The organism is Chromobacterium sp. Panama (assembly GCF_003052555.1).
Classification (GTDB): domain Bacteria; phylum Pseudomonadota; class Gammaproteobacteria; order Burkholderiales; family Chromobacteriaceae; genus Chromobacterium.
Genome location: NZ_QARX01000001.1, coordinates 821,506 through 844,966, shown reverse-complemented (window position 1 = coordinate 844,966; position 23,461 = coordinate 821,506). Strand labels below are relative to the sequence as shown.

Genomic DNA, 23,461 nt, shown 5'->3' with positions numbered 1-23,461 from the left:
AGGCCATAGGCCGCCGCGCCCGCGCGGCGGCCCTGGCGATCAGGCCGGCCTCTCCGGCTCGGCCTCCATCGACGGATAGATCCAATCCACGCCCAGCGCCTGCCCCCACAGGCAGTCGCCCAGATCGTAATGCCACCATTCCTCGGCATAATTGCTGAAACCGGCCTGCTTCATCAGATTGAACAAGACGCGGCGATTGTGACGCACCGTCAGCCAGCGCCCGGAGGAAAAACCCAGGGCCGGATCATGCGGCGCTTCGAAGAAATCAGTGCGCGACGCCGGCTCCGCCGCGTCGAAGGCCGTGCCGAAATCGCAAATCTCGCCCGTGTCCATCCGGCAGATCGCCAGGTCCACGGCGCCGCCGGAATTGTGCGGCAACACCGCGAAACGGGCGGTGTCGTCCGGGTGGGCGGCGAACAGTCGCGCCTGCCGCTCCACCGCCGCCGCGTCCCAGTCCGGGTGCGCGGCGCGCACATCGTCCAGCACCATCTGAAACAGATCCGCCTGGGTTTCGCGGCTGCGGTAGGCGTCGAACAGCAGCAAGCCGTACTCCGGCGCCAGCCGCGCCGCCGTCTCGCGCAAGCGGCGCACGACAAAGGAGCGCGCCGACATGCCTTCGGCGCAGCCTTTGCGGCCGGCGCGGTAATAGCTGTTTTCCGGAAACAGGCCGTCCGCGCGCTCAAGCGCGCAGGGCGCGTTCTCCGCCCGCATCCGCGCCAGCGTCTGCGCGTCCGGCAGCGGATAGGTGAAATCGATGGCGACGAGCGCGTGATCGGCGGCGCTTATCCTCATGGCAACTCCCGGTCTGAAAGCAAAGCGCCCTAGTAGGCCACCAGCCGGCGGCATAGGCAAGCCCGTTTACTCATGACGATAGGCTTGCGCAAAAAGAAAACGCGGCCTAAGCCGCGTTTGGGATCCGACATCGCCTCTCCTTCATGAAGGATCGGCGTAACGCTCCTTCACCTGCCAGACATAGACCGGCAAGCCCAGCAGCAGCAGAATCATGCCCCACATCACGATGTCGGCGCCGGAGCCGTACAAGGCCCAGACCGAATAGGCGAAACCCACGCCGGCGAAGCACAGCGGCGCCAGGAAGTCCTTGCGCTGGAACTGCTGGGGGCGCATCAGCATGATGGCGAGCAAGGCCATCGAGCAAAAGGCGTAGGGCAGCAAAGTGGTGGCGGTGGCCAGCAGAATGATGAACTCGAAAATCTTGACGCCGCCGTCGCCGCCGGCGTACTTCATCGCCATCAGCACCGTCACCAGCCCGCTGGACAGCAGCAGGCCGAAAATGGGCACGCCCTCGCGGTTCATCTGGGCGAAACGGCGGGGAAACAGACCGTCGTGCGCGGCCGCGGCCGGCACGTGCGCCTGCATCAGGCTCCAGCCGTTGAGCGCGCCGAAGCAGGACACGATGGCGCCGAAACCCACCAGGTAATAGCCCCAATCGCCCCACATCAGCCGGGCGGCGTCGGCAAAGGGCGCCTGGGAGGCGGCCAGCATCGCCGGCGGCATCAAGCCCATCAAGGCCACCGTGGACAGGATGTAGAGCACGGTGGCGATCAGGGTGCCCAGCACCGTGGCGCGCGGAATGTTTTTTTCCGGCTCGATCACGTCGCCTGCCGGCACCGACGCCGATTCCAGCCCCAGGAAGGCCCACAAGGTCAGCGCCATGGTGGCGGACACCGAACTGAGCAGCGGCTTGTCGTGAGGGTTGAACACGATATTGTCCGGCTGCATGTGGAAAAAGCCGATGAAGGTGACAGCGGCCAGCGGCAACAGCTTGAGCAAGGTGGTCGTCACCGCCACCAGCCCGGAACTGCGCGCGCCGCGGCTGTTGATCCAGGTGACGATCCAGATCAGGCTGATGGCGAACACGCCGGCCAACACATTATTGTGGCCCAGCGCCGGAACGAATACCTGCATATAGCTGGTGGCGGCCACCGCCAGGGCCGCATTGCCGGCCCACAGCGCAATCCAGTAGCCCCAGGCGATCCAGAAGCCGGCGAAACCGCCGAAGGCTTCGTGAATATAGGCGTACGGCCCGCCTTCCTTGGGCAGGATGGCCGCCAGCCGGGCGAACACCAAGGCCAGGCAGATCGCGCCGGCGGCGGTGAGCAGCCAGCCTATCATCGACACGCCGCCGAACGGCGCCAGCGACGCGGGCAGCAGGAACACGCCGGAGCCGATCATATTGCCCACCACCAAGGCGGTGCACATCCATACGCCCAGCGCCCGGGTCTTGGTCTTGCTGTCTAAATTGGTATTGCTCAAGGCTTGGTCTCCATCGGGCCTGCCGATTGACGGGCGCGCCGCGCGCGCATGTTTACGTTCATGCGATGGCGCCGGCGGAATTGGCCTGGCCAGTTCCGTTCGCATTCAGACTGATACGGCTGAAAAAGCGCCCATGATAGAGGGCCTCGCCCGCAAGCTGGGCATGCTTTCTTCAAACCGCTTGACCGGAGTCAACTGAAGCGGGACTTTGCGCCAGTGCGCGCGCATGAAAAAAAGGCGGCATTAGAACACAAATTCGACATAAAAACATGTCGCATTTTCCGCATATCAAGGAGAAGACGATGGCGACCCGCTTGCCGCGGCCGATGATGCGCAACAAGCGCGTGCGCAGATGCCAATATAGGCCAGCCGGGATGGAAAAAAAGACGTCAAACGCATAATTTTGGCATAAAACGGCGCAATTCAGCCGGCAAGCACCGGTCCGACCGGCACGCGCGCCAGCGACCAATGCGCTCGCGCCCACTGCCACAACTCGGCCAGGCCGCCGCACTCCTCCGGCGGAACATGCCCCAGGCGGCTTAAGGCCAGGCGCAAGGCCGCGGCGGCGTCCTCGGCCGCCACCGCCGGCGCCAGCGTCTGCTTGGACAGCTTCTCCCCCGCGGCGTTGACCAGCACCGGCAGATGACAATAACCCGGCGTCGCCACGCCCAGCGCCTGCTGCACCGCCACTTGACGCGGCGTGGACACCAGCAGGTCGGCGCCGCGCACCACATCGTTCACCCCTTGTTCCGCGTCGTCCACCACCACGGCCAATTGATAGGCCCAAAAGCCGTCCGCGCGCAGCAAGACGAAATCGCCGATGTCGGCCGTCAGATTCTGACGGTAGGGCCCTTGCAGGCGGTCCGCCACCACGGTGTCGCCGGGCGCCGCCCGCAAGCGCCAGGCGCGGCCGCCTTCTTCCGGACGCCGCCACCGGCAATGGCCGGGATAGACGTAGCCGTCCAGGCCGCGCCGCGCGGTCTTGGCGATCTCCTTGCGCGTGCAATTGCACGGATAGGCGTGGCCGGAGACGATCAACTGCTCCAGCGCCTGACGGTACAGCTCGTGGCGACGGCTTTGATACACCACTTCGCCGTCCCATTCGAAGCCATAGGCGTCCAGCGTGCGCAGGATGGCGTCGGCGGCCCCGGCCACCTCGCGCGGCGGGTCCAGATCCTCCATCCGCAGCAGCCACTCACCGCCGCGCGCGCGCGCCTCCAGATAACTGCCGACGGCGGTGCACAAGGAGCCGGCGTGCAGCAAGCCGGTGGGACTGGGGGCAAAACGCCCGCGATAGCGAGAAGAGTTCATGACGGATAGGAAATTTACGGCGGCAATGCGTTGTGAAGGGAATTTCTGGCTAATAATGTTGACTGATACGCTCGAATCATCGCCCCGCCGCCGCGCCAAACGGAGCCGGCCGGCTTTCGACGACCAAGGAGCTGAACATGGCCTACGTTGTAACCGATGCCTGCATCAAATGCAAATACACCGATTGCGTCGATGTCTGCCCGGTGGACTGCTTTCACGAAGGCCCCAATTTTCTGGCGATCGACCCCGAGGAATGCATCGATTGCACGCTGTGCGTGGCGGAATGCCCGGTGAACGCGATCTACGCGGAAGACGACGTTCCGCCGGGACAAGAAGGTTTCGTCGCGCTCAACGCCGAATTGTCCAGGCTCTGGCCCACCATCACGGAGAAGAAGGACCCGCTGCCGGACCATGAGGACTGGGCGGAGGTCGAAGGCAAGCTGCAACACCTGGAGCGCTGAGAAGCTCGCCCGGTCTCGCGAAGCGAGAGACCGGGCGAAACGCTTGGAAACGAGGAAGGCAAGCGCATTGCGTCTCACGACGCGCGGCGGACGTTGAGCCGCATCAGATAAACAGCTCGATATCGCCGGACTTGCCGGCCACCTCCGGCTGCATCACCTGCTGACGATAGCGGGTCTCCTCGCTGATCAGGCTGCGGCTGCGCTTGAGCTTCTTGACCAGCACCTTGCCGCTGTCGGTGAAGAAATACACTTTGCGCGCGCAGTCCCCCAAGAGGTCCTCGGCCAGAATGGGAATCCTTTCCGCATCCAGGTAGCCGTGGATGAAGCGGCGATTGCGCTCGCCCACATTCATCACCGACATGCCCTCCAGCACATTGCCGCCGCCGAAGACCTTGGCTTCCATCCGATGGCGCATCGCGCCCAGTTTCTGCATTTCGGTAATCATCAACTCCATCGCGTGCACGCCGAAACGGGCGGCGGACGCGCCCTCGCCCACCTCGATGCTGCCCTCGGGCAACAGGAAATGGTTCATGCCGGCCACATTGGCTGTCCGGTCCAGCATGCATACGGCCACGCAGGAGCCCAGCAAGGTCACCAGCAGCTGCGGCTGGCCGGTGACGTAGAAGCCGCCGGGAAACACCTTCACCGCCTGGCTTTGAAAATGCTTGTCGAAATACGAATGGCTGCTGAAATGCACCGCGCCGTTCTTCATAACATCGCCTTTTCCGCCTTGCCGTACAGGCAGGCCATGATTTTGGAGGGCAGCGCGTCCAGCGGCCACTCCTGTTGCACGCCGCCGGCCTTCATCGCTTCCCGCGGCATGCCGTACACCACGCAACTGGCCTCGTTCTGACCGAAGGTGACCGCGCCGGCGTCGCGCATCCTGCGCAGGCCGTCCGCGCCGTCCCGCCCCATGCCGGTCAGGATCACGCCGATGGCGCGCTTGCCCAGGCAGCGCGCGGCGGAGTCGAACAGCACGTCCACCGACGGCCGGTGCCGGTTCACTTTGTCGCTCTGATCCAATTCGATGCGAAAACCGTCCGCGGCGGCCTGCACCCGCATATGCCAATCGCCCGGCGCGATATAGGCCACGCCCTGCCGCACCGGCTCGCCCGCCTCCGCCTCCTTCACTCGCATCGGACAGCTGGCGTTCAAGCGCGCGGCGAAGCTGGCGGTGAAATGCTCGGGCATATGCTGCACCACCAAGATGGGCGGGCATGTCGCGGGCAGGCCGCTCAGCAGCGCGCGGATCGCCTCGGTGCCGCCGGTGGAGGCACCGACGAACAACATCGCCTGCTGCGCGCCGGCGCCCAAGGGCGGCGCCGGCGGCGGAACATCGGCCGGGCGGTGAAAACGATGCGGCGCCCGCACCCTGGCCGCGGCCGCGGCCCGTATCTTGTCCCGGATCTCATCGGCGTAATCGCCCATGCGCCTGGCGATATCGTGCGCCGGCTTGGACAGAAAGTCGATGGCGCCCAGCTCCAGCGCCGTCAGCGTCGCCTCCGAACCCTGCTGCGTCAGCGAGGAGATCATCAGCACCGGCGTCGGTCGCAGCCGCATCAGCCGGCGCAGGAACTCCAGGCCGTCCATCCGCGGCATTTCAACGTCCAGCGTGATCACGTCCGGATCCAGCGCGCGGATGCGCTCGCGCGCGATCAGCGGATCGGAGGCGGTAGCCACCACTTCCATGTCCGGCGCTTCGTCGATGATGGAGGTCAGCAGATTGCGGATCAGGGCCGAGTCGTCCACCACGATTACCCGAATTTTCTTTTCCAGCGCCATCCACGCTCCCGGATCGATAAACAAGGCTCATAAACTCGCGCCGCAGCGCGACGGCCGGACGCACGGAACGCCTGATCAGGCCAGCCGGTAGCTGGTCTTGCCGCAGGGGACGAAGGCGTCGCTCAGGTGCAGGATGTTTTCCGAATGCCCCAGCAGCAGCAGTCCGTCCGGAGCCAGATGCCGCGCCATATGATTGAGTATGGCCGCCTGCGTCGGCTTATCAAAATAGATCAGCACATTGCGACAGAAAATGACGTCGAACTCCCCCAGCGGCGGCCATTCCTCCGCCACCAGATTCATCTGGAAAAACGTCATCGCCTCGCGCACGCGTTTCTTCAGGCGCACCTTGCCCTCATTGGCGCCTACGCCCTTGTCGAAAAAACGGCGCAGCTGCGGCTCCGGCAACTGGCTGACGCGCTCGCGCAGATACACGCCGCGCATCGCCTGTTGCAGCACATGGGTGTCGATGTCGGACGCCAGCAACTCGCAGGGGAAGGGCCGCAAGCTCTCCGCCAGCTCCGCCATGGTGATGGCGATGGAGTAAGGCTCCTCGCCGGTCGAGGACGCCGCGCTCCAGACCCGGTACGGCCGGCCGCGCTTGCGCCAGCGCTCGGCGTGGGCGCGCAGCATGTCGAAATGATGCGGCTCCCGAAAAAACGAGGTCAGATTGGTGGTCAGCGCGTTGATGAAATTCTGCCATTCCTCCGACAAGGCGTCCTGATCCAAGCGGTCCAGATACTCGGCGAAGCTTTTCAGGCTCAAAGCCCGCACCCGCTTGGCCAAGCGCGCGTAGGCCATATGCGTCTTGCTGTCGTTGAGGGCGATGCCGACCCGCTGGTACACCATGTCGCGGATGCGGCGAAAATCCTCGGGCGTGAACGTGATGTCCAATTCCAAGCCCGCCAACACGGCCCCTCCGGACCTGTGCCTCAAAACTCCTCCCACTCGCCGTCGCTCAGGTCCACCTGCGGATGCAGCCGCGCCGGCACCACGATCTTGCCCGCCGGCTTAGCCGGCGCCGGATTGACGCCGCCGGCATGGGCGGCCGGCTCCGCAGCCGACGCCACGCGCGTCGGCGCTTGCCGCAGACGCGGGCCATGCTCTCCCAACTTGAACACCTGCACCGCGTCGTCCAGATAGCGCGCCTGCTCTTCCAGCGACTCCGCCGCCGCCGCGGCCTGCTCCACCAGCGCGGCGTTCTTCTGCGTGTTCTCGTCCATCTGCGTCACCGCCAGATTGACCTGTTCAATGCCCGAGCTCTGCTCGATCGACGCGGCGGAGATATCGCTCATGATGTCGGCGACGCGGCGGATGGAGATCACGATCTCGTCCATGGTGCTGCCTGCCTCGTCCACCAGTTTGGAGCCGGACTCGACCTTGGCCACCGAGTTGCCGATCAAGCCCTTGATCTCCTTGGCGGCGGCGGCGGAGCGCTGCGCCAGATTGCGCACCTCGCTGGCCACCACGGCGAAGCCGCGCCCTTGCTCGCCGGCCCGCGCCGCCTCCACCGCGGCGTTGAGCGCCAGGATATTGGTCTGGAAGGCGATGCCGTCTATCACGCTGATGATGTCGACGATCTTGCGCGCGCTGTCGTTGATCTCGTTCATGGTGGCCACCACGTCGCCCACCACCTTGCCGCCGCGCGCGGCGATGTCGGAGGCGCCGGTGGCCAGCGTATTGGCCTTCTTGGCGTTCTCCGCGTTCTGCCGCACCGTGCTGGTGATTTCCTCCATGCTGGAAGCGGTTTCCTCCAGGCTGGCGGCTTGCTGCTCGGTGCGGCTGGACAGATTGGCGTTGCCGGAGGCGATCTCGCGCGCGGCGGTGTTGATCGCGTCGGTGGACTCCTTGATGTTGGACACGATTTCCTTCAGCCGCATCACCGTGGTATTGGTATCGTTCTGCAACTGGCTGAACAAGCCCTGGTAATCGCCCTTGATCGCATGGGTGAGATCGCCCTTGGCCAGAGCCGCCAGCACGGTGGCGATATCACCCAGGCCCTGGCTGGTCACCGCCAGCAATTGGTTGACGCTTTCGCCCAGCTGGCGGAAAAAGCCGTCCTTGCCTTCCAGATTGATGCGCCGGTCGAAATCGCCGGCCGCGGCGGCGGAGATGATGCTGGCCACCTCTTTCTCTATCTCCACCTCCCCGGTACGGTCCTTCCATTCCACCACCGTGCCCAAACGGGAACCGTCGGTGCCGAACACCGGATTGGCCACCAGGCCGAAAATGCGCGTGCCTATATTGATCTGCGCGCGATAAGTGGCGCTCAGATTGGCCAACAGATCGCGCTGATGCGCCGGATTGCTGTGGAAAACATCCATATTGGCGCCCAGCATCGCGCGCGCGTCGAAATTGGGCAAGGCCTTGCGCAGATCGGCCTCGGCGCGACGCATCATCTCCAGCACGCTGTGATTGGTGTAGATGATGTTGCGCTCGTTGTCGGCGATCATCACATTGGTGGAGGCGTTGTCCAGCGCGTTGCGCACCCGGATGTTCTCGATCGCCTTCTCGGCCAGCAAGCTCATCGACGCGAACAGGCTGTGCTGGTCGCCCGGTTTGACCTTGATTTCGGAGCGCACCTGGCCTTCGGTCAACTCCCGCATCACTTTGACCAGTTCCGCCGGCTCCCCGCCCAATTGGCGCATCAGCGAGCGGATGATGAAGACGCCGAAGCCGACGCCGATGAACAGGGCCAGCAGGGTAAAGGCGAACAGCAGTTTGTAGGCCTGCCGGGAGTTGTCGCTGGCGTCCTGTCCCGCCTTGCGCATCAGGTTCTCTTCAAACGCGATGTAGCGGTCGATCGAAGCCATGTATTTGAGCTGGGTGTCGCGCAGGGTGACGAACAGATAATCGCGGGCCTGCACATCGCGCCCCTGCGCCTGCATGCGCCGGAACACGTTCAGCTCGGAGCGGAAACTGGCCTCGTCGGAGCGCATCGCCTCGAAAAGCGGCCGCCCGGCGTTGCCGACATTCGGCTCCAAAGCCGTCATCCGCTGCGTCAGATTGGCCAGACTCTCGTCGATCTGCTGGTTGAACTCCTTGACCAGTTGGGCATCCTTGCTCAGCAGCAGATTACGCACGTCCCGAGACGCCAGGTCGACATTGGCGGCGATCTTGTGCGCGGCGCTGACCTGCGGGATGTGCACGCTGGAGATGCCGACCAGATCATCGGCCAGGCCCTGCAGCTGTCTGACCGCCAGCGTCATCGCCACCGCCAGCAACAGGATCAGCAGACCGAAGCCCAGGATCAGTCTATGGATCACTTTCATATTGTTCATGCTTCGCCCCCTAATTCGCTTGCACTCGAGCCGCGGCGTCAGTCAACGCCATTTCCTCGCTGCCCATCAGCTTCTCGATATCGACCACGATGATCATGCGCTCGTCCAGCGTGCCCAGTCCTTCGATATAGGCGGTGTCCACCGCCGCGCCAAACTCCGGCGCGGCGCGCAGCGCATCGCTCTCCAGCTGAATCACGTCCGACACGCCGTCCACCACCGCGCCGATGACCCGCCCGCACACATTCAGCACGATCACCACGGTGAACGCGTTGTACACCGGTTCGCCTATGCCGAACTTCAGGCGCAAATCCACGATGGGCACGATATGGCCGCGCAGATTGACCACGCCCTTGATGAAGTCCGGCGCGTTGGCGATGCGGGTCACCGCGTCGTAACCGCGGATCTCCTGCACCTTCAAAATATCGATGCCGTATTCTTCCGTCCCCAGCGTGAACACCAGCAGCTCATTGCCCGAGCGTCTCTGCGCCAGGCCCGGACCATCCCGTTCCGCCACCATTTCTTTATCCTTGTTGTTTCATGCGTCCAGCGCCATACGCTGGTTGTGCCGCGCAATCGCGGCGATGTCCAAGATCATGGCCACCTGACCGTCGCCCAGGATCGTGGCGCCGGAAATGCCGTCCACCTTGCGGTAATTCGTTTCCAGATTCTTCACCACGAACTGCTGCTGGCCGATCAGGTCGTCCACCAGCAGCGCCAGCCGGCTATTGCCGGCCTCCACGATCACCAGGATGGCCTCGCTCGGCGTCCGCCTCGCGTCCGGAATGGAGAAAAACCGGCCCAGCGGCACAATCGGCAGGTACTCGCCGCGAATGGCCACCACCTGGCCGCGAGCGGCCACTGTCTTGATTTCGCTCGGCGCCGGCTGCAAGGACTCCAATACCGCGCCCAAGGGCATCACATAGGTTTCCGCGCCGATGCGCACCGACATGCCGTCCATGATCGCCAGCGTCAGCGGCAGATGAATGCTGATGGTGGTGCCAATGCCGGCCATGGAGTCGATCTCCACCCGGCCGCCCATGCTCTGAATGTTGCGCTTGACCACGTCCATGCCCACGCCGCGGCCGGACACTTCGGTCACCTCGGCGGCGGTGGAGAAGCCGGCTTCGAAAATCAGATTCCACACCTCGGCGTCGCCAAGCGAGGCCGGCGCCGCCAAACCACCTTGCCGCGCCTTGGCCAGAATCCGCTCCCGGTTCAGCCCGGCGCCATCATCGCTGACTTCGATGACGATATTGCTGCCCTGATGGAAGGCGCGCAGCGTCAGCCGTCCCACCGGGTCCTTGCCGGCCGCCTGCCGCGCTTCCGGGGCCTCGATGCCGTGGTCCAGGCTGTTGCGCACCAGGTGAGTCAGCGGATCGGACAGCTTCTCGATGAAGCCCTTGTCCAGCTCGGTGCCCTCGCCCATCATCGTGAGCTCCACCTTCTTGCCCAGACGGCCGGCCAGATCGCGCACCACGCGCGGGAAGCGGTTGAACACGAAGGCGATCGGCGTCATCCGGATGGACATCACCGCCTCCTGCAATTCCCGCGCGTTGCGCTGCAAGGCGCCGATGCCGCCTAGCAGGCGCTCGTGCGCCACCGGGTCCAGACCCGCGCCGGACTGCGTCAGCATGGACTGGGTGATCACCAGCTCCCCCACCAAGTTGAGCAGCAAATCCACCTTGTCGATATTGACCCGGATCGAATTCTCGCCCACCGCGCCGCCGCGCGCAGCCGGCTTGGCCACGTCGGGGTCCAAGGCCGGCGCCTCGTCCTGCGGCGCCGTCTCGGCTGGCGGCGGCTCGAACAGGCCGAAGCCGTCGCCCTCCAGCCAGACCGAAGCGTCCGGCTCCGGCGCCGCCTCGAGAAACAGCCCGAAGCTGCCCTCCTCCTCCACCCCATGATCGACATTGATGCGGAAGCTGTCCTGCGGCAAGGCGAAGGCCAGCGACTCCGCCACCTCGGCGGCGTCCAGCGGCGAGGTGAACACCGCCACCCAGGGCAGCTTGTCGGCGTCCTCGCCGTGCTGCACCACGCTCAAGTCCCCGTGCTCGGCCAGCGACTCCAGCAAGGCGTCGATATCGACGCCGTCCACCACGTCGATTTCCAGGTACAGCGTCCAGTGCCGCGTCTCCTCCGGCGTCGCCCGCCGCGTCGCGGCCTCCGCCGGCGCGGCGGCCAGCGCCTCCAGCTGCGCCTTGAGTTCGCCGGCCAGCGCCGCGTCGGCCTCGCCCTTGCCCTTGTGCGCCGCCAGCATCCCGTACAGCACGTCCTTGGCCCGCAGCACCAAATCCACCAGATCCGAACTCAAGGCGCGCGCGCCGCGCCTCACCTCGTCCAGCAAACCTTCGAGCACATGGGTCAGATCCGCCATATCGGCGAAACCGAAGGTGGCGGCGCCGCCCTTGATCGAATGCGCGGCGCGGAACACCGCATGCAAATCCTCCTGCTGCGGACAGGACTGGTCCATGCCCAGCAGCAGGCTCTCCATGCTGGACAAGTGTTCATCCGCCTCATCAAAAAACACTTGATGAAACTGCGACATATCGATTGCCAAAAGCTCGCTCCTCGCCGTGCCCAAGATCAGCCGATTCAGCCGATCACGCGCTTGACCACATCCAGCAGCTTCTGCGGATCAAAAGGCTTGACCAGCCAGCCGGTGGCGCCGGCCGCGCGGCCAAGCGCCTTCATCTGATCGCTGGACTCCGTGGTCAACATCAGGATAGGCGTCGTCGTATACGCCGGCAGCTTGCGCAAGGAGCGGATCAAGGTCAGCCCGTCCATGCCCGGCATGTTCTGGTCGGTCAGCACCAGATTGAACTGTCCTCCCTGCGCCTTGGCCAGGCCGGCGTTGCCGTCCCCGGCCTCCACCACCTCGTAGCCGGCGCTTTTCAAGGTGAACGACACCATCTGTCGAATCGAAGCGGAATCGTCAACCGTCAGTATTTTTTTGTGCATAACATCCCCGTTTCAGGAAACCGCCCGCCGCTCGTCCGACGCAGTCCGCGCCGGGTCCGTTTCCCATTCTTTACCTTGCTCGCTCGTCGTCTCGCGCCGCGGCGGCGAGACGACCGATTCGCCCAAGCGCTGAAATTCGCGCAGATATTAATGATTGATCAACTAAAAAGCCCGCGGATTCAAGCCAGAATCCGCGCGGAACCGGCGCACGCGGCCAATGAACATTCTTCAAGCCGGCCGCGGCGGCGCCGACGACGGCACGGCGAAAGCCAGCGAAGACATGTCGTCATTGTATGGGCTGCTGAAGCCTAGCGGAATTGACGGCAAGGGGCCATAGCCGAAACCGTCGGTCGAGGAAATGCTGGACAAGCGCAGCAAACGCGACAGCAGATACGGCAGATCCGACTCCTCCATGCCGTCGCTGTGCGCCAGGAAGTGCTGGCCTTCCGCCCAGGGCAGCGCCAGCGGCTCCAGCGGTTCGATGTCGGCTCGCAGGCCCAGCGGACTGCACATGGAAGAAAAGCGCTGTTCCAGCCTGGTGGACAGGAACAACAGAATGTCCGGCATGCCGGCGTTGACCAGCCTCACCATGCGGGCGGCCCAATCGATCTCCAGCAAAGCGCTGCCGACGTAGCGTCCATCGGCCACATGGCTATGCATGAAGGCGTTGAGCTCCCGCAGGGCGGACAAGGACAGAGGCTGCTCCAGCAGCACCCGCGACGCGCCCAGCGCCAACAGCGCGGCGTCCAGCGCCGAACCCTGGCCGTGGCCGGACGCGTCGCCCAGGATCAGCAAGGTCCGCTCCGGCAAATCCGCGCGCAGCACCACGTCGCCGCCCACCGCGTCCACCGGCTTGACCGACACTTCCAGGGGAAACACGCGGCCCGACGCCTGTCCCGACGGACGGTACAGGGACATGGCGCCGTTGATGATGTCGAACGCCGCCGCGCCGAACAAGCGCGGGCAGAGCGCATGTTGCTGCCAATGCCAGGCCAGCAGGCGGCTGCGCAGCAAGTCCGCGTCGAAGTCGCCGCGCAGAAAATGAATATTGGGCGTGGCCAGCCAGGGCGCCGCGCGCCCCGAGGAAAACACCCACAAGGGCTTGTCGCCCTCCCACTGCTCGAACAGCTCGGCCGGAGCGTCCGCCAGATTCGTCAGCCAAAGATCCTGCTTGCCGCCCACCGCGAAGTCGGCGCCACCGCAAAACCACCAATCCAGCGCCGACAACCAAGGATCGCCACGAACCCGTGCCTCGGCATCAGCGGACAACCAGGCCCGGATGCGCACAGACGCTCCAATGCTTGAACTTACTTAATGGTGAACATCTTGTTGAAGCAGGCGATTTCGAACACCTGCATCACCGCCTCGCGGCAATTGATCAAGGTCATGCTCTTCTTCTGCCCCGCCGCGCGCTCCTTCAGCAACAACAGCATGCCCAGCGCGGAACTGTCCAGGAAGGGCACCTGATCGAAATCGATCTCGATCTCCTGCACCTCCGGATTGTCCAGCAGCTCCTGGCTGGCCTGCCGGAATTCCCGATGCAAGTTGAAGTCGAATTGCCCGATCAGGATCATCTTTCCAACTCTGCCCTCGACTTTGACAATGGGTCTCATGCGGCGTCCTCTGCTTTCTTCTGAATAAACGGCACATCCATCACGATTGCATCATCGGAAGGCTGAGCTCGAAACAGGCCCCGCCCTCCCCCTTGTTGAAACAACGCACTTGCCCGCCCAGTTCGTCCACCACTTTCTTGACGATGGCCAAGCCCAGGCCGGTGCCGCCGGGGCGGGTGGTGAAAAAGGGCTCGAACATCTTCTCCAGCTCCTCCGGGTTGAATCCGGGACCCGAGTCCTCCACCCGAAACAGCAAGGCCGTCTCGCCTTCCTCCACCGATAGCCGCACCACATCGCCGCTTCCTGAAAAGTGCCAGGCATTCTCCAAGAGATTCACCAAGGCCCCCTGCAACGCTTTGCGGTCCACCAAAACCTTTATGGCAGATGACACCACCACATTGCAATCAAAAAGCACGCCTTTTTCATGACATTGTGGTTGCATGACGGCGCGCAAATCCTCCAGCAGCCCCTCCAGATCCAAAGGCTCCAGCGTCGTCACCTGGCCGCGGACAAAACTCAGCATGTTCTGGATCAAGCTCTCCAGCGCCCGCATCCGGGCCAGGCTCTTGTCGACGAAGCGCGCGCGATCCTCCGCCCGCGGGATATCCTGCTTCAGATTGGCCGTATACAGCATCGCCGTGGCCAGCGGCGTGCGCAGCTGGTGCGCCAATGCCGCCGCCATGCCGCCCATGGACGCCAACTTCTGCTGACGCGCCAATTCTCCGGTCAATTGATGCAAACGCGATACATCGTGAATAAGCACAATCTGCCCTCCGACAGACGGCAGATCCTGGCATTGCATGGTCAACACCAGACCCGGCTCGCCATGCCGATGGCAATAGGTGTCGTCCAGTTCCGAACGCTGCAACCCCGCCAGCATGTCCCGCCATAAAGCGCCGACAGAACAGCCATTTAGCATCCGGCTGGCGGCCGGATTCACCGCCGTGACCGCGCCTTCGGCCGAGACTTGCACCACGCCCGCAGGCAGCGCCTCCAGCAGCAAACCCAGGCGCTCGGCCAGCATTGCGTTCTCATCGCGTTGTTTGCGCAGCTGATTATTGGCTTCGTCCAGCTGCGCGTTGAGAACTGTCACCTGGCTCTCAAGTTGTCTATACGCATCAATGAGTTGGCCGGACACCGCATTGAATTGCTCGAAAGCGGCTTCCAGTTGCTGCTGATCTTTGAGGCTTGAAACCATATGCCGAATCGCTTGCGAGTTATTTGTAAAAACCACTTAAACAGTATGATAATGAATGGGTATCGCTGAGCCAAGCTGTTATCTGGCATGCAGCTCAGCAAAAAAAACCGGGCAAAACCGATATCTGGCGTATAAAGGGTAGTAGTACGCCACTTCAAAAGAATGCAGCGGAGGTTTCTGTGTCAGAGCTTCTCAAAAAAATCGACGCCAGGACGAAACTGGCCGGCACCAACAAGCTGGAAATCCTGCTGTTCTCGTTGGGCCAGGATCAGCGCACGGGGCGCAAGGAAATCTTCGGGATCAACGTGTTCAAGGTGCGCGAGGTCATGCGCACGCCGGAAATCACTTCCGCGCCTGAAATGCCCTCCTCGGTGGAAGGCATGGTCAGCCTGCGCGGCGCGCTGGTGCCGGTCATCGACCTGGCCAAATACACCGGCGTCGTGACCAGCAACAAGCCGGAAATCATGATCGTCACCGAGTACAACGCCCACACCCAGGGCTTCCTGGTGGAGGCGGTGGACACCATCCTGCGTCTGGACTGGTCCGCGATGCGCGTGCCGCCGGAAATGATCACCAACCGCATGGCCGGGCTGGTGACGGCCGTGACCGAGCTGGACAACGGCACGCTGGTGATGATGATGGACGTGGAAAAAGTGCTGGCGGAAACCACCATCGTCGACGACGGCCACACCTTCCTCGGCATCGAGCCGGTCAAGGAACCGCGCCGGATTTTCTTCGCCGACGACTCCGCCGTGGCGCGCAAGCAGATCGAACGCACGCTGGAAGTGATGAACATCCAGTACACCTCCGCCATCAACGGCATGCGCGGATGGGAAGAATTGCAGAAAATGGCCAATCAGGCCGATCTGGCCGGCAAGAAGCTGTCGGATTCGCTGCACTTGGTGCTGACCGACGTGGAAATGCCGGAAATGGACGGCTATATGCTGACCAAGATGATCAAGAGCGATCCGCGTTTCAACGGCATTCCGGTGTTGATGCACTCCTCCCTTTCCGGTTCCTCGAATCAGAAGCTGGGCGAATCGGTCGGCGTGGATTCCTACGTCGCCAAATTCGAACCGCAGAAGCTGTCGATGAAACTGCGCCAGATGCTGAATCTGGAACCCAAAGACTAAAGATCAAGTAAGCAAAAGCATTAAGGGAGAGGGACAGATATGGCAGCCACAGACGCCTCCTTGCTTGCAACCGTTGACGCCAGGACCAAACTGGCGGGTTCCAACAAAATGGAGATTCTGCTGTTTTCGCTTGGAACGCGGGAAACCTTCGGCATTAACGTTTTCAAAGTGCGCGAGGTGTCGCAGACCCCCGCCATCACCAAAACCCCGAACATGCCGTTTGGCGTGGAAGGCGTGCTGTCGCTGCGCGGCAATATCATCCCGGTCATCTCGCTTGGCAAGTTCATCGGCGCCGATCAAACCCGCAGCTACGAAACCATGATCGTCACCGAGTTCAACAAGAGCACCCAGGCCTTCCTGGTCGACTCCGTGGACCGCATCATCCGCGTGGACTGGGACAAGGTGCGCGCGCCGGAAAACATGATGGCAGCGAGCGGCACCAACCAGAACCTGATCACCGCGATCACCGAACTGGAAAACGGCAAGCTGGTATCCATCCTGGACGTGGAGCAGATCCTGGCCAGCGTGGTCGGCGAGCCGCGCCTGCCGGACGTGCCCACCGCCCAACTGGAAAACGACCAATACCTCTTCTTCGTCGACGACTCGGTCGTCGCCCGCAAGGAAATCACCGGCGTGCTGGAGAAGATGGGCATCAAATTTCAGCAAGCCACCAACGGCCGCGAAGCCTGGGACCGGCTGCAGACCCTGGCCGGCCGCAATTTCGGCGAGGACGAGTGCCTGCACGACCACCTGAAAATCATCCTCGTGGACGCCGAAATGCCGGAAATGGACGGCTATGTGCTGACCAAGCTGATCAAGTCCGATCAGCGTTTCCGCGGCATTCCGGTCGTGATGCACTCCTCGCTGTCCTCCAACGCCAACCGCGCGATGGGCTCCAGCGTGGGCGTGGACGCCTATGTCGCCAAGTTCGACCCCGGCGTGCTGGCCGAAACTTTGATTCCATTCCTGCAGAGGTAGTCGCTACAATATGCGGCTCGATGAATTTCAGATAAATCAGGACACACCTCAATGGCAGACAAGAATATTCGCTTCCTAGTCGTAGACGATTTCTCCACCATGCGGAGAATCGTGCGCAACCTTTTGAAAGAGCTAGGATTCACCAACGTCGACGAAGCCGAAGACGGCATGGTTGCGCTGCATAAGCTGAAAACCCAGCACTTCGACTTCATCGTTTCCGACTGGAACATGCCCAATATGACCGGCATCGAGCTGCTCAAGGCAGTCCGCGCCGACGCCCAGCTCAAGCACTTGCCCTTCATGATGATCACCGCGGAAGCCAAACGGGAAAACATCATCGAAGCGGCCATGGCCGGAGCCAGCGGTTACATCGTGAAACCCTTCACTGCCGCCACCATGGAAGAAAAAATGAACAAGATCTTCCAAAACCTGAATAAACCAGCCTGAGTGCCGAAAAAAAACGGTCTGCGTCAGTATTGAGGAGGATTTATCGTGTCCAATCACATCCTGGAGAGCGGGGACAACCCGGATCTTGAAGCTCTGTTCGACAGCATTGCGACGCAGCAAAGCGAGGCCGCGCCGCCTGAAGCCGCCGCGCCCGAAGCCGTCGCAGCGTCCCAGCCCGCCGGAGCCGCCGGCAGCCCTACCTCGATGTATGAACAAATTGGTCAGTTAACCCGCAAAATGCATGATGCGCTACGCGATCTAGGCTACGACAAATCCCTGGGAAAAATGGCGGACGCGATTCCGGACGCCAAGGACAGGCTGACTTACATCGCCACCCTGACGGAAAATTCGGCCGAACGCGTGCTCAACGCCACGGATCTGGCCAAGCCGTATCAGGACCAGCTGGAAAGCAAGGCGCTGGAGCTGTCCTCGCGCTGGGAACGGCTGTACGCCAATCTGTTGAGCGTGGAAGAGTTCCAACAACTTGCGGCCGACACGCGCGGCTACTTAAATGAAGTGCCGGCCCAGACCCAGGCGACCAGCACCCAGTTGCTGGAAATCGTCATGGCCCAGGACTTTCAGGATCTGACCGGCCAAGTCATCAAGAAGATGATGGGCATGGTCCAACTGCTGGAAAGCGAGCTGGTCAACTTCCTGATCGAATTTTCGCCGGAGGCGAAAAAAGAAGAATTGGGCATGGGCACCAATCTGCTGAATGGCCCGGTCATCAATCCGGAAGGCCGCACCGACGTGGTCAGCAGCCAGCAACAGGTCGACGACCTGCTGGAAAGCCTGGGCTTCTAACGAACAACACGCAGAACAGAGCACGCGAGCAAGGCGTGGCGGGAGTGGAAAATGAGCGAATTCGCCGGCATGGAAGAGCTGCTGCAAGACTTCTTGATGGAGTCTACGGACCTCCTTTCCGATGTAGACAATAAACTGGTCGAACTGGAAAAGCGCCCGGAAGACAAAGCGCTGCTGAACGACATTTTCAGAGGCTTCCACACCATCAAGGGCGGCGCGGGCTTTCTTAATGTCGGCCCGATGATCAATCTATGCCATCGCACCGAAAACCTGTTCGACAAACTCCGCAACGGCCAGCTGCACATCACCGCCGGCATCATGGACGTGATTCTTGACGCCACCGGCATCGTGCGCGATATGTTCGGCACCATGGGCCAGGGCCTGATGCCCAGCGAAGCCGACCCGCGCATCCTGGCGGCTTTGGACGCCGCGCTGGCGGGCGAGGCGCTGTCCGAAGAGCCCGCGGCGGCCGAACCGGCCACAGCGGCAGCTCCCGCTCCGGTTGCAACGCCGGCGCCCGCAGCTGCGGCCGCGCCGCAGCCCGCAAGCAATGGTCAAGGCCCGGACTGGAATCAGCTCTATCAAGCCGTCACCCCCGGCGGCGCGCCCGCCGCCCCTGCGGCGGCGCCCGCGCCCCAAGCGGCGGCGGCGCCTCCGGCCCCGGTTGCCGCTGCGCCTGCGCCCAAACCGGCGGCCAAGCCGGCTCCGAGCAAACCGGCCGCCAGCGCGCCCAGCAGCAGCGGCCCTCAGGAAAACACCATCCGCATCGACACCGTGCGTCTCGACATGGTGCTCAACCTGTCCGGCGAAATCGGCCTGACCAAGAACCGTCTGACCACGCTACGCACGGAAATCCTGCAAGGCAACCGCGACACCAATACTCTGCGCTCGCTGGACGAGGCGATCAGCCAGCTGGACCTGCTGGTCGGCGACCTGCAGAACGCGGTGATGAAAACCCGCATGCAGCCGATTGGCCGCCTGTTCCAGAAATACCCGCGCTTGGCTCGAGACCTCGCCCGCCAGCTGGGCAAGGAAGTCGAACTGGTGCTGTCCGGCGAAGAGACCGAGCTGGACAAGACCATGATCGAGGACTTGAACGATCCGCTGGTCCACTTGGTGCGCAACGCCGTCGACCACGGCATCGAACAGCCTGAAGAGCGCATCGCCGCCGGCAAGAAGCCGCAGGCGCTGGTGCAGCTGACCGCCGAACAGGTGGGCGACCACATCCTGATCGAGATCACCGACGACGGCAAAGGCATGAACGCCGACGCGCTGCGTCGCAAGGCCATCGAAAAAGGCCTGATCGACCAGGAAAGCGCCAACACGCTGGATGAGAAGCAATGCTTGCAGCTGATCTTCCTGCCCGGCTTCTCCACCAAGGATCAAATTTCCAGCGTGTCCGGCCGCGGCGTGGGCATGGACGTGGTGCGCACCAATATCCAGAAACTGAACGGCCGCATCGACATCAACTCGGTGCAGGGCGAAGGCACCCGCATCAGCATCTCGCTGCCTCTGACCCTCGCCATCCTGCCGGTGCTGGTGGTGCGCGCCTGCAACCAGCCGTTCGCCGTGCCGCTGGCGATGGTGCGCGAAATCATCACCATCGACCCGAGCGCGATCCAGGAAGTCTCCGGCAAGCCCACCATCGTGGTGCGCGACGAAATCCTGCCGCTGAAAACCCTGGCCGGCCTGCTGGGCTGGGAGCCGACGCAAAAGCCTTACTTCGGCGTGCTGATGCAGTCCGCGGAAAAATCCTTCATCCTGGCGATCGACTCCTTCGTCGGCCGCGACGACGTGGTGATCAAGCCGCTGCAGAACATCCGCCCGAAAGGCGTGGCCGGCGCCACCCTGTCCGGCGACGGTTCCGTCGTGCTGGTGCTGGACATGGAAGACCTGCTCACCTCCAGCGAGGCAAGCAACACCGTCACCCGATCCGCGGACCTGATCGCCACCTGAGCAAAGGCATACCGGGACAATGACCTCGACGAGCGCCTTCATAGGCAGGCAGGCCGTTCTCAACCGCAACCAGCAGCTCATTGGCTATGAGCTGCTTTTTCGTCCCAGCGGCGAGGCCTCCGGCGTCGGCAAGCATACCGAACTGCAAGCCGATACCCAGGTACTGGTCAACACGCTCAACAATATGGGCACCAGCTGGCTGATAGGCAGCAAGCTGGCCTTCATCAATATCGGCGAAGCCATGCTCAGCAGCGAGTTCCTTGAACTGCTGCCGCCGCGCCGCGTCATTCTCGACATCTCGCCCCGCATCGTACCCTCCAATGAACTGCTGTCGCGCGCGCGGCACCTGCGTTCGCTGGGCTTCGGCATTTCTCTGGACGACTTCAGCTTCGAATCGCCGGCGGCGGCCTTTCTGGAGCTGGCCAACTACGTCAAGCTGGACATCCAGCATCAGGACACCAACCGCTTCCAGATGCTGGCGTCGCGGCTACGCAGCTATCCGGTGATCCGCATCGCCGAACGCGTGGAAACCCACGCTCAGTTCCATCTGTGCAAAGAGCTGGGCATGGACGGCTTCCAGGGCTTTTACTTCGCCCAGCCGGAAACCCTGTCCGCCAAGGTCATCCACCCCTCCTTCCGCAACACCCTGGAGCTCTTGAACCTGCTGCGCCTGGACGCCGACATCCGCGACGTCGAGCAGGTGCTCAAACGCGACCTGGCCTTGTCCTACAAGCTACTGCGCTACGTCAACTCCGCAGCGGCCGGCCTGAACACCAGCATCAGTTCCTTCTCCCACGCGGTCACCGTGCTGGGCTATCAAAAGCTCTACCGCTGGCTGACCCTGCTGCTGGTCACTGCCTCCGACGAAGGGCACGCGCCGCCGGCGCTGCAAAAAACCGCGGTCACCCGCGGCCGCTTCATGGAGTTGCTGGGCAAGGCCCACGGCGAGCGCCACGACACCTGCGACAATCTGTTCATCATCGGCATGTTCAGCCTGCTGGACGTGCTGTTCGACATGCCGATGGCCAACATCATCGAGCATCTGCAGCTGCCCGAAGCCATCACCGAGGCCCTGTTGCACGAGAAAGGCACGATGAGCCGCTTCCTCAAGCTGGTCAAAGCCTGCGAAGACGGACAACTGACCGGCGTGCCGGAACTCTGCGCCCAACTGAACCTCAGCAGCGAGCAGTTCAACCAGGCCCATGTCTCCGCGCTCGCCTGGGTGGAAGAACTCGGCTTATAATTCGCAGTCTTGCAGCACGCTCTTAAGCTTGAGACCGAATTCCCCGATGAAATTGCTTGCCATTGATTGCTCCACCTCGTTTCTATCCCTAGCCGTTGACAACGGTTCGCGCATTTTCTCCTTCCACGAGAAAGTCGAGCAGAAGCACGCCGAACGCGCGCTGCCGGAACTGGCTCGCCTGCTGGAACAGGCGGAACTGCGTCTGGAGCAACTCGACGCCATCGCCTTCGGCCAGGGCCCCGGCTCCTTCACCGGCTTGCGCATCGCTTGCGGTCTGGCCCAGGGCCTGGCCTTCTCCGCCGGCATTCCGGTCATCGCCATTCCCACGCTGGACAATATCGCGCAGCAAGCCGGCGCCGGCACCGTGCTGGTCTGTCTCGACGCCAGAATGCAGCAGGTCTACAGCGCTGGCTACCGCGTCGCCGACAACGGCGAACCGGAACGCCTCGGCCCGATCAGCGTCGGCGCGCCGGAAGCCGTCCAATGGCCGGAGCGCGCCGTCATCGGCGCCGGCGACGGCTTCGAACGCTACCCCGTCCTGCAGGAAAGCGCCGGCGACGCCGTTGTGCGCGCGGATCTGCAGCCCAACGCCCTCGCCTACTTCCCGCTGGCGCGCAGCGGCCGCTATCCGCAAACCCATCCGCGTGAAGCGGAGCTGCTGTATGTGCGCAATAAAGTCGCCCTGACCGCGCAGGAACAGCAGCAGGCGCGCCAAAAATGAGTTCCGTCTATCGCGCCTTCCTGCCCGACGACGCCGCTCAACTCGCCGAGCTGGAGAGCCGTGCCTGCGCTCACGGCTGGTCCGCAGCTCAATACCAAGACTCCGTGCGCTGCGGCCACCAATTCCACGGCCTGTTCGCCGCCGGGCGCCTGCAAGGCTTCGCCGTCACCCAGAGCGTGCTGGACGAGGCGGAACTGCTCAATATCGTGATGGATCCGCAATGGCAGGGCCAGGGCTTGGGCAAGCGGCTGCTGCGGGAACTGAGCGCCGCTCTGGCCGCCGCCGGCGCGCGACGCCTGTTTCTGGAAGTGCGGGCCGGCAACGCCGTCGCCCGCGCCCTGTACTCAAGCCAGGGCTTTATTGAAAACGGCCGACGCAAGAACTACTACCCCTGTGCCGACGGCCGCGAAGACGCCATCCTGATGGAGACCGACCTATGAGCCGCGCCGCGCTGATTCAAAGCGTCATCGGACTGGGCCCCGCCTGGGAAGCGCGCCCCGGCTGGTTCGAACAACACCCGGCGGCGCTGAGCCGCCAAGCGGAAGCGCCGGCCGACGTCGACTTGGCGCCCGTAGAGCCCCCGGCTCCGCCGCGGACGGACATTGTCGTACAGCCCGAACCGACGACGCTCGTCGCCGCGCAGCCCTCCGCCAAGCTCCCTCCGCTCTCCGCCGAGCCCCCTCCGATCGCCTCCCCCGCGCCCGAAGTCCTGCCTCTGCTGGAATGGGACGCGCTGGAACGCGCGGTGCGCGACTGCCGCGACTGCCGGCTGTGCCAAACCCGCACCCAAACCGTTTTCGGCCGCGGCAACCGACAGGCTCGCTGGCTATTGATCGGCGAAGCGCCGGGCGAGCAGGAGGACAGGCAAGGCCAGCCTTTCGTCGGCCGAGCCGGCCAGTTGCTGGACAATATGCTGACCGCCACCGGACTGGATCGCGACCGCGACGTGTATATCGCCAACGTGCTCAAATGCCGTCCGCCCGGCAACCGCAATCCCGGCGGCGACGAAATCGCCGCCTGCCAGAGCTATCTGATCCAGCAGATCCGCCATATCCAGCCCACGCTGATCCTGGCGCTCGGCCGCTTCGCCGCCCAGACCCTGCTGCAAACGGAAAAGGGCATCGGCCAATTACGCGGCAAACTGCACAGCTATCAGGACATTCCCCTGATCGTCAGCTACCACCCGGCCTACCTGCTGCGCAACCAGCCGGACAAACTCAAGGCCTGGCAAGATCTGGTTTTCGCCAAAAAAACCTTTGGCCGCCTCAGCGCCGATTAAACGCAAAAACCCCGCCAAGCATGCT

23 protein-coding genes are annotated in these 23,461 nt (G+C 63.2%); 10 read left to right on the top strand and 13 right to left on the bottom strand.

What is annotated here, in order from left to right; genetic code table 11:
• Positions 1-39: 39 nt before the first annotated feature.
• The 3 genes from DB032_RS04030 to gluQRS all read right to left on the bottom strand — a co-directional run bounded on the left by DB032_RS04030 (position 40) and on the right by gluQRS (position 3,585).
• Complete coding sequence (locus DB032_RS04030; protein ID WP_158274230.1) at positions 40-792, bottom strand: M15 family metallopeptidase; 753 nt, start codon at positions 790-792, stop codon at positions 40-42.
• Between the two features lie 141 nt (positions 793-933).
• Positions 934-2,274 carry an amino acid permease gene (locus DB032_RS04025; RefSeq protein ID WP_227107177.1) on the bottom strand — a complete coding sequence of 447 codons (1,341 nt, stop codon included), beginning with the start codon at positions 2,272-2,274 and terminating at the stop codon, positions 934-936.
• Between the two features lie 423 nt (positions 2,275-2,697).
• Positions 2,698-3,585, bottom strand: a complete 888-nt coding sequence (gluQRS, locus tag DB032_RS04020) for a tRNA glutamyl-Q(34) synthetase GluQRS (RefSeq protein WP_107798343.1) — start codon at positions 3,583-3,585, stop codon at positions 2,698-2,700.
• Between the two features lie 137 nt (positions 3,586-3,722).
• On the opposite strand from gluQRS, the gene fdxA reads away from it, so the two are divergent.
• Positions 3,723-4,046, top strand: a complete 324-nt coding sequence (gene fdxA / locus DB032_RS04015) for a ferredoxin FdxA (protein WP_107798342.1) — start codon at positions 3,723-3,725, stop codon at positions 4,044-4,046.
• 103 nt (positions 4,047-4,149) lie between these two features.
• On the opposite strand, the gene cheD is transcribed toward fdxA, so the two are convergent.
• The 10 genes from cheD to DB032_RS03965 form a co-directional block, all read right to left on the bottom strand.
• Positions 4,150-4,758 carry a chemoreceptor glutamine deamidase CheD gene (gene cheD / locus DB032_RS04010; RefSeq protein WP_107798341.1) on the bottom strand — a complete coding sequence of 203 codons (609 nt, stop codon included), beginning with the start codon at positions 4,756-4,758 and terminating at the stop codon, positions 4,150-4,152.
• Positions 4,755-5,828 (bottom strand): chemotaxis response regulator protein-glutamate methylesterase, encoded by a 1,074-nt coding sequence (locus DB032_RS04005; protein ID WP_107798340.1) that lies wholly within the window; start codon positions 5,826-5,828, stop codon positions 4,755-4,757. Before DB032_RS04005 ends, cheD begins: the two co-directional genes overlap by 4 nt.
• Before the next feature lie 75 nt (positions 5,829-5,903).
• Complete coding sequence (locus DB032_RS04000) at positions 5,904-6,737, bottom strand: protein-glutamate O-methyltransferase CheR (protein ID WP_233246646.1); 834 nt, start codon at positions 6,735-6,737, stop codon at positions 5,904-5,906.
• Between the two features lie 20 nt (positions 6,738-6,757).
• On the bottom strand, positions 6,758-9,106 hold the full coding sequence (locus tag DB032_RS24860) for a methyl-accepting chemotaxis protein (protein ID WP_199225807.1): 2,349 nt from the start codon (positions 9,104-9,106) through the stop codon (positions 6,758-6,760).
• A gap of 10 nt (positions 9,107-9,116) precedes the next feature.
• Positions 9,117-9,623, bottom strand: a complete 507-nt coding sequence (locus DB032_RS03990) for a chemotaxis protein CheW (RefSeq protein WP_107798338.1) — start codon at positions 9,621-9,623, stop codon at positions 9,117-9,119.
• 18 nt (positions 9,624-9,641) lie between these two features.
• Complete coding sequence (locus tag DB032_RS03985) at positions 9,642-11,651, bottom strand: chemotaxis protein CheW (protein WP_233246645.1); 2,010 nt, start codon at positions 11,649-11,651, stop codon at positions 9,642-9,644.
• 47 nt (positions 11,652-11,698) lie between these two features.
• Positions 11,699-12,064, bottom strand: coding sequence for a response regulator (locus DB032_RS03980; RefSeq protein WP_043635932.1), 366 nt, complete (start codon positions 12,062-12,064; stop codon positions 11,699-11,701).
• A 228-nt stretch (positions 12,065-12,292) separates the two neighbouring features.
• A complete protein-coding gene (locus DB032_RS03975; protein ID WP_107798336.1) occupies positions 12,293-13,291 on the bottom strand; it encodes a SpoIIE family protein phosphatase in 999 nt (332 codons plus the stop codon).
• A gap of 80 nt (positions 13,292-13,371) precedes the next feature.
• Positions 13,372-13,677, bottom strand: a complete 306-nt coding sequence (locus DB032_RS03970) for an STAS domain-containing protein (RefSeq protein WP_039754785.1) — start codon at positions 13,675-13,677, stop codon at positions 13,372-13,374.
• A 40-nt stretch (positions 13,678-13,717) separates the two neighbouring features.
• Positions 13,718-14,875: a PAS domain-containing sensor histidine kinase gene (locus DB032_RS03965; protein WP_107798335.1), complete on the bottom strand. Its 1,158-nt coding sequence runs from the start codon at positions 14,873-14,875 to the stop codon at positions 13,718-13,720.
• Between the two features lie 179 nt (positions 14,876-15,054).
• On the opposite strand from DB032_RS03965, the gene DB032_RS03960 reads away from it, so the two are divergent.
• The 9 genes from DB032_RS03960 to DB032_RS03920 are packed head-to-tail and all read left to right on the top strand — an operon-like array spanning position 15,055 to position 23,436.
• Entirely contained in the window at positions 15,055-16,008 is a 954-nt protein-coding gene (locus tag DB032_RS03960) for a chemotaxis protein (RefSeq protein ID WP_081546080.1), read from the top strand.
• Positions 16,009-16,047: 39 nt separating this feature from the next.
• Positions 16,048-16,986, top strand: coding sequence for a chemotaxis protein (locus DB032_RS03955; protein WP_107798334.1), 939 nt, complete (start codon positions 16,048-16,050; stop codon positions 16,984-16,986).
• Between the two features lie 51 nt (positions 16,987-17,037).
• Complete coding sequence (cheY, locus tag DB032_RS03950; protein WP_048410525.1) at positions 17,038-17,433, top strand: chemotaxis response regulator CheY; 396 nt, start codon at positions 17,038-17,040, stop codon at positions 17,431-17,433.
• Positions 17,434-17,478: 45 nt separating this feature from the next.
• Positions 17,479-18,237 carry a protein phosphatase CheZ gene (gene cheZ / locus DB032_RS03945; protein ID WP_107798333.1) on the top strand — a complete coding sequence of 253 codons (759 nt, stop codon included), beginning with the start codon at positions 17,479-17,481 and terminating at the stop codon, positions 18,235-18,237.
• Between the two features lie 51 nt (positions 18,238-18,288).
• Positions 18,289-20,193 (top strand): chemotaxis protein CheA, encoded by a 1,905-nt coding sequence (locus DB032_RS03940; RefSeq protein WP_107798332.1) that lies wholly within the window; start codon positions 18,289-18,291, stop codon positions 20,191-20,193.
• A gap of 19 nt (positions 20,194-20,212) precedes the next feature.
• A complete protein-coding gene (locus DB032_RS03935) occupies positions 20,213-21,436 on the top strand; it encodes an EAL and HDOD domain-containing protein (protein ID WP_048415010.1) in 1,224 nt (407 codons plus the stop codon).
• Between the two features lie 46 nt (positions 21,437-21,482).
• Positions 21,483-22,157, top strand: coding sequence for a tRNA (adenosine(37)-N6)-threonylcarbamoyltransferase complex dimerization subunit type 1 TsaB (tsaB, locus tag DB032_RS03930; RefSeq protein WP_107798331.1), 675 nt, complete (start codon positions 21,483-21,485; stop codon positions 22,155-22,157).
• A complete protein-coding gene (gene rimI, locus DB032_RS03925; protein WP_107798330.1) occupies positions 22,154-22,597 on the top strand; it encodes a ribosomal protein S18-alanine N-acetyltransferase in 444 nt (147 codons plus the stop codon). The genes tsaB and rimI overlap by 4 nt, the downstream gene beginning before the upstream one ends.
• On the top strand, positions 22,594-23,436 hold the full coding sequence (locus tag DB032_RS03920; RefSeq protein WP_107798329.1) for a uracil-DNA glycosylase family protein: 843 nt from the start codon (positions 22,594-22,596) through the stop codon (positions 23,434-23,436). Before rimI ends, DB032_RS03920 begins: the two co-directional genes overlap by 4 nt.
• Positions 23,437-23,461 lie beyond the last annotated feature (25 nt).

Excerpts from the sequence above, each read along its gene's own strand:
- DB032_RS04030 (WP_158274230.1), bottom strand. The coding sequence starts at position 792 with ATGAGGATAAGCGCCGCCGATCACGCGCTCGTCGCCATCGATTTCACC.
- gluQRS (WP_107798343.1), bottom strand. The coding sequence starts at position 3,585 with ATGAACTCTTCTCGCTATCGCGGGCGTTTTGCCCCCAGTCCCACCGGC.
- fdxA (WP_107798342.1), top strand. The coding sequence starts at position 3,723 with ATGGCCTACGTTGTAACCGATGCCTGCATCAAATGCAAATACACCGAT.
- cheD (WP_107798341.1), bottom strand. The coding sequence starts at position 4,758 with ATGAAGAACGGCGCGGTGCATTTCAGCAGCCATTCGTATTTCGACAAG.
- DB032_RS04005 (WP_107798340.1), bottom strand. The coding sequence starts at position 5,828 with ATGGCGCTGGAAAAGAAAATTCGGGTAATCGTGGTGGACGACTCGGCC.
- DB032_RS24860 (WP_199225807.1), bottom strand. The coding sequence starts at position 9,106 with ATGAACAATATGAAAGTGATCCATAGACTGATCCTGGGCTTCGGTCTG.
- DB032_RS03990 (WP_107798338.1), bottom strand. The coding sequence starts at position 9,623 with ATGGTGGCGGAACGGGATGGTCCGGGCCTGGCGCAGAGACGCTCGGGC.
- DB032_RS03985 (WP_233246645.1), bottom strand. The coding sequence starts at position 11,651 with ATGTCGCAGTTTCATCAAGTGTTTTTTGATGAGGCGGATGAACACTTG.
- DB032_RS03980 (WP_043635932.1), bottom strand. The coding sequence starts at position 12,064 with ATGCACAAAAAAATACTGACGGTTGACGATTCCGCTTCGATTCGACAG.
- DB032_RS03970 (WP_039754785.1), bottom strand. The coding sequence starts at position 13,677 with ATGAGACCCATTGTCAAAGTCGAGGGCAGAGTTGGAAAGATGATCCTG.
- DB032_RS03965 (WP_107798335.1), bottom strand. The coding sequence starts at position 14,875 with ATGGTTTCAAGCCTCAAAGATCAGCAGCAACTGGAAGCCGCTTTCGAG.
- DB032_RS03955 (WP_107798334.1), top strand. The coding sequence starts at position 16,048 with ATGGCAGCCACAGACGCCTCCTTGCTTGCAACCGTTGACGCCAGGACC.
- cheY (WP_048410525.1), top strand. The coding sequence starts at position 17,038 with ATGGCAGACAAGAATATTCGCTTCCTAGTCGTAGACGATTTCTCCACC.
- DB032_RS03940 (WP_107798332.1), top strand. The coding sequence starts at position 18,289 with ATGAGCGAATTCGCCGGCATGGAAGAGCTGCTGCAAGACTTCTTGATG.
- DB032_RS03935 (WP_048415010.1), top strand. The coding sequence starts at position 20,213 with ATGACCTCGACGAGCGCCTTCATAGGCAGGCAGGCCGTTCTCAACCGC.
- tsaB (WP_107798331.1), top strand. The coding sequence starts at position 21,483 with ATGAAATTGCTTGCCATTGATTGCTCCACCTCGTTTCTATCCCTAGCC.
- rimI (WP_107798330.1), top strand. The coding sequence starts at position 22,154 with ATGAGTTCCGTCTATCGCGCCTTCCTGCCCGACGACGCCGCTCAACTC.
- DB032_RS03920 (WP_107798329.1), top strand. The coding sequence starts at position 22,594 with ATGAGCCGCGCCGCGCTGATTCAAAGCGTCATCGGACTGGGCCCCGCC.